General features: G+C 64.6%; 13 protein-coding genes. 7 read left to right on the plus strand and 6 right to left on the minus strand.

Annotation, left to right across the window (positions count from 1 at the left end):
• Window positions 1-32: 32 nt before the first annotated feature.
• The 3 genes from waaC to rfaD are packed head-to-tail and all read right to left on the minus strand — an operon-like array spanning window position 33 to window position 2,934.
• Window positions 33-1,007: a lipopolysaccharide heptosyltransferase I gene (gene waaC / locus EJ067_RS26310; protein WP_126088091.1), complete on the minus strand. Its 975-nt coding sequence runs from the start codon at window positions 1,005-1,007 to the stop codon at window positions 33-35.
• The gene (gene waaF, locus EJ067_RS26315) at window positions 1,004-2,011 is read right to left on the minus strand and encodes a lipopolysaccharide heptosyltransferase II (protein ID WP_126088092.1); all 1,008 of its coding nucleotides are present in this window, start codon (window positions 2,009-2,011) and stop codon (window positions 1,004-1,006) included. Before waaF ends, waaC begins: the two co-directional genes overlap by 4 nt.
• Window positions 1,984-2,934: an ADP-glyceromanno-heptose 6-epimerase gene (gene rfaD, locus EJ067_RS26320; RefSeq protein WP_126088093.1), complete on the minus strand. Its 951-nt coding sequence runs from the start codon at window positions 2,932-2,934 to the stop codon at window positions 1,984-1,986. The genes waaF and rfaD overlap by 28 nt, the downstream gene beginning before the upstream one ends.
• 344 nt (window positions 2,935-3,278) lie before the next feature.
• Between rfaD and EJ067_RS26325 the strand changes: the two genes are divergently transcribed.
• The 5 genes from EJ067_RS26325 to EJ067_RS26345 all read left to right on the plus strand — a co-directional run bounded on the left by EJ067_RS26325 (window position 3,279) and on the right by EJ067_RS26345 (window position 7,144).
• A complete protein-coding gene (locus tag EJ067_RS26325) occupies window positions 3,279-3,608 on the plus strand; it encodes a thioesterase family protein (protein WP_210211671.1) in 330 nt (109 codons plus the stop codon).
• A 59-nt stretch (window positions 3,609-3,667) separates the two neighbouring features.
• Window positions 3,668-4,300, plus strand: coding sequence for a LysE family translocator (locus tag EJ067_RS26330; RefSeq protein ID WP_126088095.1), 633 nt, complete (start codon window positions 3,668-3,670; stop codon window positions 4,298-4,300).
• 148 nt (window positions 4,301-4,448) lie between these two features.
• The gene (gene rfaE1 / locus EJ067_RS26335) at window positions 4,449-5,939 is read left to right on the plus strand and encodes a D-glycero-beta-D-manno-heptose-7-phosphate kinase (RefSeq protein ID WP_126089749.1); all 1,491 of its coding nucleotides are present in this window, start codon (window positions 4,449-4,451) and stop codon (window positions 5,937-5,939) included.
• 7 nt (window positions 5,940-5,946) lie between these two features.
• Entirely contained in the window at window positions 5,947-6,519 is a 573-nt protein-coding gene (locus EJ067_RS26340; RefSeq protein ID WP_126088096.1) for an SIS domain-containing protein, read from the plus strand.
• Entirely contained in the window at window positions 6,512-7,144 is a 633-nt protein-coding gene (locus EJ067_RS26345) for an HAD family hydrolase (RefSeq protein WP_126088097.1), read from the plus strand. Before EJ067_RS26340 ends, EJ067_RS26345 begins: the two co-directional genes overlap by 8 nt.
• Window positions 7,145-7,289: 145 nt before the next feature.
• On the opposite strand, the gene EJ067_RS26350 is transcribed toward EJ067_RS26345, so the two are convergent.
• Complete coding sequence (locus EJ067_RS26350; protein WP_126088098.1) at window positions 7,290-7,766, minus strand: Lrp/AsnC family transcriptional regulator; 477 nt, start codon at window positions 7,764-7,766, stop codon at window positions 7,290-7,292.
• 220 nt (window positions 7,767-7,986) lie between these two features.
• On the opposite strand from EJ067_RS26350, the gene trxB reads away from it, so the two are divergent.
• Window positions 7,987-8,961, plus strand: a complete 975-nt coding sequence (gene trxB, locus EJ067_RS26355) for a thioredoxin-disulfide reductase (RefSeq protein ID WP_126088099.1) — start codon at window positions 7,987-7,989, stop codon at window positions 8,959-8,961.
• 70 nt (window positions 8,962-9,031) lie between these two features.
• Window positions 9,032-9,928 (plus strand): LysR family transcriptional regulator, encoded by an 897-nt coding sequence (locus EJ067_RS26360; RefSeq protein WP_059186875.1) that lies wholly within the window; start codon window positions 9,032-9,034, stop codon window positions 9,926-9,928.
• An 18-nt stretch (window positions 9,929-9,946) separates the two neighbouring features.
• Here the strand turns inward: EJ067_RS26360 and EJ067_RS26365 are convergent, their stop codons facing one another.
• Window positions 9,947-10,447, minus strand: a complete 501-nt coding sequence (locus EJ067_RS26365; protein ID WP_126088100.1) for an isoprenylcysteine carboxylmethyltransferase family protein — start codon at window positions 10,445-10,447, stop codon at window positions 9,947-9,949.
• Between the two features lie 873 nt (window positions 10,448-11,320).
• Window positions 11,321-13,372, minus strand: a complete 2,052-nt coding sequence (locus EJ067_RS26370) for an elongation factor G (RefSeq protein WP_126088101.1) — start codon at window positions 13,370-13,372, stop codon at window positions 11,321-11,323.
• Between the last annotated feature and the right edge of the window lie 31 nt (window positions 13,373-13,403).

The raw sequence follows: 13,403 nt of genomic DNA on the forward strand, positions 1-13,403 counted from the left end.
CTTGTTTTTTCACAATTCCGGACGGAAAACCGTTACACTTTTCCCGGAACTGCTCTAAGCGCCAGCAGCCGCTCCGCCTCGGCCATCACCTCGGCAGGCGTCACCTTGCCGCCGGCCGGCGCCAGCAAGGTCGACGAGAACGGCCCGCGCGGGCCGGTCAGGCCCGGCTCCGTCGCTAGGAAGATGGCGACGGTCGGCAGGCCGAAGGCGCTGGCGAGATGGCTGAGGCCGGTGTCGGCGCCGATCACCAGCGTCGACCGGCCAAGGATCGCGGCGATCTCTGCGAGCGGCGATTTCTCAATCAGCACCGTTTTCGGCGCCGCTCCCGCGATTGCTTCGGCGACCCGCCTTTCCGCGTCGTTCGACCATGTGACGACCGGCGTGAACTGTCTGGACACCAGTCGGCGCGCGGTCTCGATCCAGTCCTCAACAGGCCATTTCTTGTCCTCGCGGCTGGTGCCGTGCAGCATGAAAGCGGTCTTGCCTTCGATGCCAAGCCCGCCGTCCGGCGGCACGATGCCGGAGCCGAGCACCGAAAGATCCGGCTGGTAGCTTAGCGCCAGGCCGAACAACCGCCTTGTGCGCTCGATGGCATGCAGGTCACGCCGCACAGCGTATTTGAGCTGGTAGAACAGCGTTGCCGAGGGCTCGCGCGCGCTTGCGCGGTCGAAGCCGGCAATCGGCGCGCCTGCCTGCCTGGCGACAATGGCCGACTTCAGCAGTCCCTGGGCGTCGATGACCAAGTCGTAGTGGCCGGCGCGCAGCGCCCGGCGCAGGCCAGCCATCTCGCGCCATGTGCCGCCGTCGAACGGCTTCTTGCGCCAGCGCCGGATCGCCACCTTGTGGATGGTCCGGATCGCTGGATGCAGCGCGACGATGCCGGCGAAGGCCTCCTCCACGCACCAGTCGAAGGTCACGTCGGGGCGGTTGCGCAGCGCATCCTCGACCGCCGGAAACGTATGGATGACATCACCCATCGACGATGTCTTGACGATCAGCACCTTCATGCGGCTGCCGGGACCTCGAGCAGCCGGTCGGCGGCCGCAGCGACGCGCGCGACGTCGAGCGTCTTCAGGCAGTTGAGATGGCCGAGCGGGCAGGCCTTCTTGTGGCAGGGCGAGCAGGAGAGGTGAAGCCAGATCAGCTCCGAGCGATCGGTCAGCGGCGGCGTGTTTTCGGGCGAGGTCGAGCCGTAGACGGCGACGATCGGCGTGCCGACGGCGGCCGCGACATGCATCAGACCGCTGTCGTTCGAGACGGCAAGCTTCGCCGCGGCGATCAGGTCGATGGCGTCCTCGAGCTTGGTCCAGCCGGCAAGGTCGACGGCGCCCGGCGCGAGCCCCGCGATCTCGCCGGTGACTTCGGCGTCGTTCTTCGAGCCGAGCAGGGCGACGCCCAGGCCCTTTGCCATCATTTGGCGGGCAAGCTCGGCATAGTGTTCGCTCGGCCAGCGTTTTGCCGGGCCGAACTCGGCGCCCGGCATCAGCGCGACGAACTGCTTCGCGTCGAGCCCGAACCGTGCCAGCAAATCGGCCTGGTTTGCCGTATCGACGGTAAGCTTCGGCGCGCGGAACGTGCCGCCGCGCGCCAGGCCGAAGTAGGCGCGCGCCGTGCGCCGCTTCACCGCGTCGGGCAGCGGAACGATGTCGGTCAGCAGGCCGTAGCGCATTTCCCGCAGATTGCCGACGCGGCGCGGAATGCGGGCAAAGAACGGGATCAGCGCCGATTTCCAGCTTCCCGGCAGCACATAGGCCATGTCGTAGCGGCCGCGCAGCAGGCGGCCGAAGCGCCTGCGGCTGCGGAATTCGAGCGCTCCGGGCATCAGCGGGAAATCGATCTGGCAGCGTATTTCGGGCATGCGCTTGACCAGGGGCGCCGCCCATCCGGGCGCCAGCACGTCGATCGCGGCGTTGGGATGCTTTTCCTTCAGCGCCGCGAACAGGCACTGCGCCATGACCATGTCGCCCACCCAGCGTGGGCCGATCACGAGGATCGTTGGGCTTTCAGCCATTGGACATAGTCTCTGACGCCGGTTTCGACAGTGCGGAATTGCCCATTGTAGCCGGCTGCACGCAAGCGGGACATATCGGCTTGCGTAAAACTCTGGTAGCTGCCCTTGAGATGGTCGGGGAAGGGGACGAACTCGATCTCACCCTTGCCGAGCGTGTCGATCACCGTTTCGGCGACGGCGCGGAACGGCTGGGCGCGGCCGGTGCCGCAGTTGAAGATGCCGCTCGAACCGCGCTTCCACAGCCACAGATTGACCTCGGCGACGTCGCCGACATGGATGAAGTCGCGGCTCTGCTCGCCGGGGCCGAACCCGCCATAGGCGCCGAACAGCTTCGGGTTCTGGCCTTGCTCGACCTGGTTGAACAGATGAAAGGCGACCGAGGCCATGGCGCCCTTATGCGCCTCGCGCGGCCCGTAGACGTTGAAGTAGCGCAGGCCGGCGACCTGCGAATGGTCGGTATCGAAGACGTTGCGGCGCACATAGTCGTCGAACAGCTTCTTCGAATAGGCGTAGACGTTGAGCGGCCGCTCGAATTCGGGCTCCTCGCGGAAGTCGCTGCCGCCGCCATAGACCGAGGCCGAGGAGGCATAGAGGAAAGGCACGCGCAGCGCCAGGCAGGCGTGCAGCAGGCGCTTCGAATAGGCATAGTTCACGTCCATCATGAACTTGCCGTCCCATTCGGTGGTGGTCGAGCAGGCGCCCTGGTGGAAGACGGCCTCGATGCGGCCGAGCCCGCCGCCTTCGAGACGGGCGAGGAAATCGTCCTTGTCGAGATAGTCGGCGATGTGGAGGTCGGCCAGGTTGGCGATCTTGTGGCCGTCGGTCAGATCGTCGACGACGACGATGTCGTCATGGCCCTCGGCATTGAGCGCGGCGACGATGTTGGAGCCGATCATGCCGGCGCCGCCCGTGACGATGATCATGAAGGCCTCTGTTTCCGTTGCCGATTCCGGCCCTTATAGGGGAGGTAGGCAGGAGTGTCGATAAAGCTCGCCGTCACGGACCCATCGGCTACGACGAATGTAGGGATGGATCGGCGGAACGACTTGCGAGATAAGCTCTGCCGCGCGCCGAACGGTACTTCTTCTGTCGAGGCAAGCCATGGTGCCTTTGAGCGCCGTGGCAAGCGCCGTCGGTCATGCGTCTTTTGCCCTTGGTAGCCATGACATCCGATCTAAAGCCCGGCCTTCGCCATCTTCAAACACTGCGGGTCGACGGGTCCCTGACGGTCCCGGCCATGACACCGGCCTTTGCAGGTTTCAGCGACATGCCACCGGTCTTCGCCACCGCATTCATGGTCGGCTTTATCGAATGGGCATGCATCGAGGCGCTGCGTCCGTTCCTTGGCAGCCACGAGAGAACCGTCGGCACCCATGTCGACGTCAGCCATGTCGCCGCCACGCCCGTCGACATGACAGTCACCGCCGATGTCGAGCTTGTCGCCGTGGAGGGGCGAAAGCTGCGCTTCAAGGTGTCGTGCAGCGACGAGAACGGACTGATCGGGGAAGGTTTCCACGAGCGCGCGATCATCGACCATGAAAAGTTCATGGCGCGCGTTCTGGCCAAATCAGGGCAAACCGGCTCCTCGCCACAGTGAGGCCGCAAAGCTTCCGCTTCAGTCGGCTCTCGCTACGCGGCGTATCGTGAGGGACCAGGATGCCGTCGACCGAACTGCTTATCGCCTTTTTCGTCACCACGGCGATCTTCGCCTATATTCCCGGACCGGCCATGCTCTATGCCGCGGCGCAGACCATGGCGCGCGGGCGTTGGTCGGGACTTACGGCGGCGCTCGGCATTCATCTCGGCGGCTATGTGCATGTCTTCGCTGCCGCGACCGGACTGTCCGTATTGTTCCACGCCGTGCCGCCGCTTTACATGGCCGTCAAACTCATTGGAGCGCTCTACCTGATCTGGCTCGGCGTCTCGATGTTCCGAAAGCGGGCGGACGGCGATACGGCTTTGCCCAGCATAGAGCGGAAGTCGGCCCGTCGGGCCTTTCTCGAGAGCATCACCGTGGAGGTGCTCAATCCCAAGACGGCGATCTTCTTCATGGCGTTCCTGCCGCAATTCATTGATGCCTCGGCGGCGTTCCCGGTCTGGCTGCAGTTCATCATCCTTGGAACCATCGTCAATCTGATGTTCTCCTCAGCCGACATAGCGTGCGTCTTCTTGGCCGGGGCGCTGATTGCGCGACTGCGCCGCTCGGGCCGCGCGCAACGCTTGATGCAGCGCGCGGGCGGGGCAGTGCTCGTTGGGCTCGGCGTCCATGTCGCCCTGCAGAAGGCCTGATTCTCCTGTCGACCATGGCGCGACCCGCTGGAGGCCTGCCGTTGCGCTGGCCCCAATTGCGGTATATCGGCATCGCGATGAACGAATGGCGTCGGATTTCCGGCGCCGCAACCCCGATCAAGAACCGCCTTTCAGGCGCGCCAGCGAGATGATCAAGCAGCATCTGCCTTCCCCGGAACCCTTGCATCGCACCATCGCCCGCTTCGGCGAGGTCACCGTGCTGGTGGTCGGCGACTTCATCCTCGACCGCTTCGTCAGCGGCGTCATCGAGCGGATCTCGCCGGAAGCGCCCATCCCGGTGCTGCACGGCCGGGGCGAGATGCTGGCCATGGGCGGGGCCGGCAATGTCGTATCCAACATCGTCTCGCTGGGCGGCGCCGCCATTCCCGTGTCCGTGATCGGCGCCGACAAGGCCGGCGACAACCTCATGCGCATGCTCGGCGATCTCGGCGTCGATACCGACGGCATGGCGCAGCGGCAAGGCCGCATGACCTCGTCCAAGAGCCGCTTCAGCGCGCTCAACCAGCAGGTGCTGCGGTTCGACGAGGAGGAGATCAAGCCGCTGGCTCGCAGCGAGCGGGCTGCGCTCGTCGAGCACTTCCAGGCAGCGCTCGCGCGCGCCGACATCGTCATCCTCTCCGACTACGGCAAGGGCATCCTGCTCGACGGCGTGGCGGCCGAACTGATCGCGATCTGCCGCGATGCCGGGAAGCCGGTGCTGGTCGACCCGAAGGCCCGCGACTATGCGCGCTATGCCGGGGCGACGGCGGTCACGCCGAACCGCAAGGAGCTCGGCGAGGCGGCTGGGCGCGCAGTGTTCGGCGACGACGAGATCGTGGCCGCGGCACGCGACCTGATCGCGGCGCATGAGTTCGAGTTCATCGTTGCCACGCGCAGCGAAAAGGGCATGAGCGTGGTCACCGCGGAGGATGCCCGTCATATTTCCACGCAAGCGCGCGAGGTGTTCGACGTCTCGGGCGCCGGCGACACGGTCATCGCCACCTTCGCGCTGTCGCTGGCAGCGGGCGCCGATCGCGTGCAGGCCGCTACAATCGCCAACGCCGCCGGCGGCGTCGTGGTGGGAAAACGCGGCACGGCGCGGCTAAGCGTCGAGGAACTCTCCGGCGCGCTGTTCCGCTCGCATGGACCGGTGGCCCACCAGGACGCCGTTCTCGACGCCAACGCGGCGGCCAGGATGGTTGCGGCGTGGAAGGAGGAGGGGCTGTCGGTGGGTTTCACCAATGGCTGCTTCGATATCCTGCATGCCGGCCATGTCAGCCTTCTGCATGCCGCGCGCAGCCAGTGCGACCGGCTGGTGCTCGGCCTCAACAGCGATGCCTCGGTGCGCCGGCTTAAAGGGCCGGGACGTCCGGTCAATGACCAGCATGACCGTGCCTGTGTGCTCGCCGCCCTTGCCTCGGTCGACGCCGTCGTCGTCTTCGAGGAGGACACGCCGCTCAAGCTGATCGAGGCGCTCAAGCCCGACATCCTGGTCAAGGGCGCCGACTACACGATCGAGACCGTGGTCGGCGCCGACGTGGTTCAGAAGGCGGGCGGGCGCGTGGTGCTGGTCGACCTCGTCGCCGGCAAGAGCACGACCAACACCATCGGCAAGCTGCGCGCCGGCGGCACGAATTGAGGATTTCATGTCCGAACTGAACGACTATCTGGTCCGCTCCGCGGCGGCGATCTCGGCGATGGTCGAGCGCGACCTCACCGGTCAGATGGAGCGCGCGGTGAGCACCGTCGTGACGGCGCTGTCGCAGGGCAAGGCGCTGCTGATCTGCGGCAATGGCGGCTCGGCGAGCGATGCCATCCACATCGCCGGCGAACTGGTCGGCCGCTTCCTCAAGGAGCGCAAGGCCTACAACGTGATTGCGCTGCCGGCCAATGCGGCGGTGCTGACCGCCTGGGGCAACGACTACGGCTTCGACACGGTCTTCTCGCGCCAGGTCGAGGCACATGGATCGGAAGGCGCTGTGTTGCTCGCCATCTCCACCAGCGGCAATTCGCCGAGCATTCTGGCCGCCGCCGAGCAGGCGCGGGCGATGGACATGACGGTGATCAGCCTCACCGGCGATACCGGCGGCAAGCTTGCGCCGCTCACCGACATCCTGCTCAACGTGCCGTCGACCTCGACGCCGATCATCCAGCAGGGGCATCTTTGCCTCTATCATCATTTGTGCGAGGCGGTCGAAGCGCGTCTCAGCGATGGCTGAGGGCGGCGCGGTCGATCCGCTTGTCGAGCCCGGCCTCTGGATCGAGCGGATCGGGTGCAGGGCCTTCTCAGCCGGCCTGCCGGCGCTGTTCCTCGATCGTGACGGCACGATCAATGTCGATACCGGATACCCTGACGATCCGGCCGCCATGGTGCTGCGCGACGGCATAGCGCCTGCCATAGAAGCCGCGAACCGGCACGGCATCCCGGTCGTCGTCGTCACCAACCAGTCCGGCATCGCGCGCGGCTATTTCGGCTGGGATGCCTTCGCCCGCGTCAACCAACGGGTGCTCGAGCTGCTTGCCGAACGGGGGGCAACCGTCGATCTGGTGCTGGCCTGTGCCTATCACGAGGCCGGTTCCGGACCGCTGGCAATCCCCGATCATCCGATGCGCAAGCCCAATCCGGGCATGCTGTTCGAGGCGGGACGTCGCCTCGACCTCGATCTCAAGCGGTCGCTGATCGTCGGCGACAAGCCTGCCGACATGGAAGCGGGTGAGCGGGGCGGCCTCACGCGCGGCTGGCTGGTCGACGGCGTAGCCATAGCGATGGGCGGGCTTTCAGTTTTGCCGCTGCGCGATGCGCAGGACCTGGGGGGCCTGCTGGCCGCGATACGATCGCTTTGATCGCATTGATTCAAGATTGTGCGCGAAACCGCTGTTTTTCCAGCGGCTCATCGAAAGCCGGCGCACTTGAGCTCTTTGTTTTGACGCAATTCCGGACGGAAAACCGTTTCACACTTTTCCTGGAATTGCTCTAAGCCGGAAAAGCCTAGGCCGGAAAAGCCACCAGCCCTTCATCCTTCACGCGGCGGATGGTCAGCGCGGTGCGCACCGTGTCGACATTGGGCGCCGAGGCCAGCTCCTCGATGACGAAGGTCTGGAAGGTGCCGAGGTCGCTCGCCACGCAGTGCAGCAGGAAATCGGACTCGCCCGAGACCATCCAGGCGTCGCGCACGATCGGCCAGCCGCGCGTGCGTTCGGCAAAAGTCTTCAGCTCGGCATCGGCCTGGTGATGCAGGCCGATCAGGCAGAAGGCGACGACATCCATGCCGAGCGCCGGCGCGTTGAGGAGCGCGCGGTAGCCGCGGATGATGCCGGCCTCTTCCAGCCGCCTGACGCGGCGCAGGCAAGGCGGCGCCGAGATGCCGACCCGGTTGGACAGCTCGACATTGGTCATGCGGCCGTCATTCTGGAGTTCGCGCAGGATCTTCCAGTCGATGGCGTCGAGATCGGCTTTGAGCGGCATGATCGGCTTTCGCGCAAGAATCTTTCGCGATTTTGTAATTTGGTTTCGTGTGGGAGGCCATCCCTTTGCGATGATTTTTCTGCTTCCGGGCAGCGATATGGCCGGCTATGCGTGCGACGAAGCTTTCCGGGGACTAAAGCCAACTTGCCTTGCTGGCTTGGCGGGCAGCACTTACATTACCGGCGACAAACCACGGCCTCGAGCCGCAGGGGACTTTTTCATGAACACCAGACACGCGCCCGTTCTCATCATCGGCTCCGGACCGGCCGGCTATACGGCGGCGATCTATGCCGCCCGCGCCATGCTGAAGCCGATGCTTGTCGCCGGCCTGCAGCAGGGCGGTCAGCTGATGATCACCACCGACGTCGAAAACTATCCGGGCTTTGCCGATCCGATCCAGGGTCCCTGGCTGATGGAGCAGATGCTCAAGCAGGCCGAGCATGTCGGCACCGACATCGTCAACGACATCATCACCGAGGTCGACCTCAATGTGCGGCCGTTCCGCGCCACCGGCGATTCCGGCACCGTCTACACCGCGGACGCCTTGATCATCGCCACCGGCGCGCAGGCCAAGTGGCTGGGCATTCCCTCGGAGCAGACCTTCATGGGCTTCGGCGTCTCGGCCTGCGCCACTTGCGACGGCTTCTTCTACCGGGGCAAGGATGTCGCGGTGGTCGGCGGCGGCAATTCGGCGGTAGAGGAGGCGCTTTACCTCGCCAACCTCGCCAAGAGCGTCACGGTCATCCACCGGCGCGGCGATTTCCGCGCCGAGCGCATCCTGCGGGAGCGGCTGTTCAAGAAGGACAATGTCCGCGTCATCTGGGACACGGTCGTCGACGAGATCACCGGGCAGCCGGGCAAGGCGCCGCTGCCGCCTTCGGTCGAGGGTCTGAAGCTGCGCAATGTGGCGACCGGGGACGTGTCTCGGCTGAAGGTCGATGGCGTCTTCGTGGCCATCGGCCACGCGCCGGCGGTCGAGCTCTTCGTTGGCAAGCTCAAGCAGAAGCCGAACGGCTATCTGTGGACGGCGCCCGATTCGACCCGCACCGACGTTCCCGGCGTGTTTGCCGCCGGCGACGTCACCGATGACGTCTACCGGCAGGCGGTGACGGCAGCCGGACTCGGTTGCATGGCCGCGCTCGAGGCGGAGAAATATCTGGCGGGGATCGAGGTCCATCGCGAAGCGGCGGAATAATCGATCGGCTGAAAAGCCGTTTAAAAGCCTGATTTTTCATTCAGACGCCAAAGGCAACACGAGGGGAATCATGGCGCTGGACTGGGACAAGCTACGCGTGTTTCACGCTGCGGCGGAGGCTGGGTCGTTCACCCATGCCGCCGAGACATTGCATCTGTCGCAATCGGCGATTTCGCGGCAGGTCAGCGCGCTGGAACACGATGTCGGCGTGGCGCTGTTTCATCGCCACGCGCGCGGCCTCGTGCTGACCGAGCAGGGCGAGATGCTGTTCCGCACGGCGCATGACGTGCTGATGAAGTTGGAGACGATCAAGTCGCGGCTGACCGAGACCAAGGATCGCCCCTCCGGCGTGCTGAGGGTGACGACCACGGTGGGCCTGGGCGCCGGTTGGCTGACCGAGCGCGTGCAGGAATTCATCGAGCTCTATCCCGAGATCAGCCTGCAGCTCATCCTCGCCAACGAGGAGCTCGACCTGACCATGCGCCAGGCCGACTGCGCCATTCGCCTCAGGCAACCGCAGCAGCCGGATCTCATCCAGCGCCGGCTGTTCACCGTGCACTTCCATCTCTACGCGTCGCCTTCCTATGTGGCGAAGTTCGGCAAGCCGGCCTCGATCGCCGAGCTCAGGAACCACCGGATCGTCACCTTCGGCGTGCCGGTGCCCTCGCATCTGTCGGAGCTGAACTGGCTGGAGACGGTCGGCGATTTCGAGGGCGGGCAACGGGTGCCGACGCTGCAGATCAACGACATCCTGTCGATCAAGCGCGCGGTCCAGGGCGGCGCCGGCATCGCCATGCTGCCCGACTACGTGATCAACAAGGACTCGAACCTGGTCCAGCTGCTGCCCGAGACCGAGGTGCCGTCCTTCGACACCTATTTCGCCTATCCGGACGCGATGAAGAACCAGGCGAAACTGCACGTCTTCCGTGACTTCATTATCGCCAAGGCCCGTAGCTGGTCTTTCTGACGCGCCGCCGGTCGCGGACTACTGTCCGCGCCAAGGCGTGATGCGCGGCAGCCAGCCGGGAACGGCGCGGCGGTAGGTTTCGTATTCAGCGCCATAGCGGCGGGCGAGCGTCGGCTCTTCGTAGGCTTTGACGAAGGAGATCATCGCCGCCGCGGCGATCAGGCCGTAGACCAGCACCGCCCAGCTCGAAAAGATGAGCACCTGGCCGAGGATGATCGACAGCACCGCCACATACATGGGGTTGCGCACATGGCGATAGATGCCGCCGACAACGAGCTTCTCGGTCGGCGCGACAGGGGCCGGCGTGCCCAGGCCCTCAAGCGCGAAGCGCGCGAAGGAATGAAGCAGGACCGCCGAGGCGCCGACGACGAGGATCCAGCCGGCCGGCACAAAACCCGGCACGGCGGATTGCGGCAGGCGATAGCGGTCGGTCAGCAACCAGGGGAGCAACCCGGCGACGACGCCGGGGGCGGCGACAAAGAACACAGCGCTGCCGGCAATTGCCGAAAAAATTCGCATCAGGCTCTCTTGCCGCAAAAATAAACGCGACCTGCACGAGTTCGCATCATTTTGAATTTAGCGTATTTCGGGAGCGGAATCTGACCCGGTTTGCACGTCAGCGATCGATTTCGGTCTGGAACGGCTCAGGATTCGTCGATTTTTTCTGGTCCTATCGGTCCTCCGAAAGGGTTAGACCACAGCCTGCGTCTTTTTGCATGCGTGTGTTGCAAATAGATGCTTGTTTCTTGGGCATGATGAGCACATATATAGTTCATCTCCAGGGCGCGTTCTCCTCCCATTAGCGCCCTCGAGTGTTCCCCTCTGGAGGTTAGCCCTAATCGGCACTTCCAATCAAACTCAGCCGGATCTTTATTGATCCGGCTTTTTTGTTGCGCCGAGGTCACGCCGAGACCGGAAATGCGTGCGCGAAAGCCACGTAACAGTGACATGTAACATCAGGTAACATGTCGCGGACGCACTCTATCGATTAAGCAGATCATAGGACGCGGTTGGTCCGTTCGGGAGATGGGGGCATCACTCGGACAGGCCGGGCTCAGGCAGCTACCGCGTCCGAACCATTTCCCGATGCGGCGGACCTGCCGTACCTCCCAGGAGACGGTCCGCAATACAGAAACGGCGTCCGGATCATCCGGACGCCGTTTTCGCGTCTTCTTAGTTCGTTTTCACCGTTTCAGGGCAACGGTGAAACGCCCTATCTCCTTGTTTTTACGCAATTCCGCACGGAAAACCGCTCACACTTTTCCTGGAATTGCTCTAAAGCGCGTCGCACCGAAATGTATTCAGGCGATGCGCATCAGATCCGTGTCTTGATACATGTCGTTCTCCCAAAAACGCTGCGCACTTTTGGGCGACATGCACTAGCAAGATCGGTCAGGCAGCCTTGCCGTTGGCGTTCATCGCCTCGTCGGCCAGGCGGCCGGTCAGCTCGGCCATATGGTCGAAGGCGGCCTTGTAGCTGGCGACGCCTGCCGTCGCAGAGCGCAGCTCGATGATCAGGTCGCCGATCTCGGCCTGGGGCATGGTCGCCTCGACCACGTCCCAGCCCGGCCAGCCGGGCCGTGCGTCATAGCCGAGGATCTGGCCGCGCCGCTGCGGGATCAAAGCGATGATCTTCGATGTCGCATCCGAAGGCGTGACGATCTCGACCTTCATGATCGGCTCCAGCAGCACTGGCGAGCAGGCCGCCATGCCCTCCTTCATCGCCAGCTTCGCCGCCATCTGGAAGGCCATGTCGGAAGAGTCGACCGCATGGTAGGAGCCGTCCGACAGGTTGACGGCGACATCGACGACAGGGAAGCCGAGCGGACCGTTCTTCAGATAGTCGCGAATGCCCGTCTCCACCGACTGGATGTAGGTCTTGGGCACGACGCCACCGGTGATGGTGTCGGTGAACTGGAAGCCCGAGCCGCGCGGCAGCGGCTTGATCTCGATCACCACGTCGCCGAACTGGCCGTGGCCGCCGGACTGTTTCTTGTGGCGGCCGCGCTGCTGCGCGGATTTGCGGATCGTTTCGCGATAGGGCACCGCCGGCGAATGGCCTTCGATCGGGATCTGGTTCTTGCCCTCCAGGCGCTCGCGCACCACGCGCAGGTGCATTTCGCCATGCCCCGACAGCACGGTCTCCGCGGAGTCCTGGTTGTGGTGCAGGCTGAGCGAGGGGTCTTCCTCGGCAAGCCTCTGGATCGCCGCCGACATCTTGACCTCGTCCTTGCGCTCCTTGGGGCGCAGCGCGAAGGCGAATACCGGCTGCGGCGCCTCCAGCGCAAGCAGCGGGCTGATGCCGCCCTTCGCCGAACTCAGCGTCTGGCCGGTCCTGACATTGTCGAGCTTCCCGAGCGCGACGGTGTCGCCGGCCTTGGCCGACGCCAGCTTCAACTGGTCCTTGCCAAGCATCTTGTAGATGCCGGAGACCTTCGCCGTGTCGCCATTGGAGAGAAAGAGCTCGGCCGCATCGGCCAACTGCCCGGAAAGCACGCGCGACACCGACAGCTTGCCGCCATGCGCGGTGTGGATGGTCTTCATCACCTGCACGACAGTCTGGCTGCCATCCGGCGCGCCCAGGCGCTTGCGGGTCGCCTCGACGTCCGGCGCGTCATGGCGGATCGTCTTCAGCAGCCGCAGCACGCCATTGCCCTTCTCGGCGGTGCCGATCAGCACCGGCGTCACTGTGCCGGCGCGGAGGTCGGCGGCAAGGTCGTCGAAGATAGCGTCCTTCGGCGGCTCGATCTCCTCGAGCAGCTGTTCCATCAGCTGGTCGTCATGGTCGGCGAGCGTCTCCAGCATCGAGAAGCGGGCCTCGAGCTCGCGCGCCTTGTCGTCGTCCGGAATCTCGGCGACCTGGCTTTCGGCATATTCGCGGTAGACATAGGCGCGCTCCAGCGCGAGATCGATCGAGCCGATGACGACGCCATCCTTGCGCAGCGGGATCTGGCGCAGCAGCAGCGGCGCCGAGCTTGCCGGCTGCAGCATCTTGAGCGTCTCGCGCACGCCGGCGATCGCCTTGTCCACCTTGTTGAGGAACAGGATGCGCGGCACGCCGAGATCGTCGAGCCTGCGCATGATGAGCTGGAGCGCAGGTATCTTCTTTTCGTCCGCTTCGGCGACGACGACTGCGACATCGCAGGCTGCAAGGACCGGCTCGGCCTCGAAGGCAAATTCGATGGAGCCGGGGCAGTCGACGAAGGTGAACTGCTCGCCCATGAACTCCGTTGTGGCGAAGGTCGCCTCGACGCTCATGGCGTGGGCTCGGGCTTCTGGCGAATGATCGGAAACAGTGTTGCCCGATGAGACGGGATTCTGGCGGGGGATTGCGCCCGTGCGGGCCAGGATTGCTTCGAGAAGTGTCGTCTTACCGCTTGCGAAGGGACCGACTATGGCAATGCATTTCGGTCCCGTGCGTCGTCCTCCGGCGCGAGTACCCATGGCTGACCTCCACTCAGGCGTTTCCCGAGAG

Source organism: Mesorhizobium sp. M1D.F.Ca.ET.043.01.1.1, from assembly GCF_003952385.1.
Lineage (GTDB): Bacteria > Pseudomonadota > Alphaproteobacteria > Rhizobiales > Rhizobiaceae > Mesorhizobium.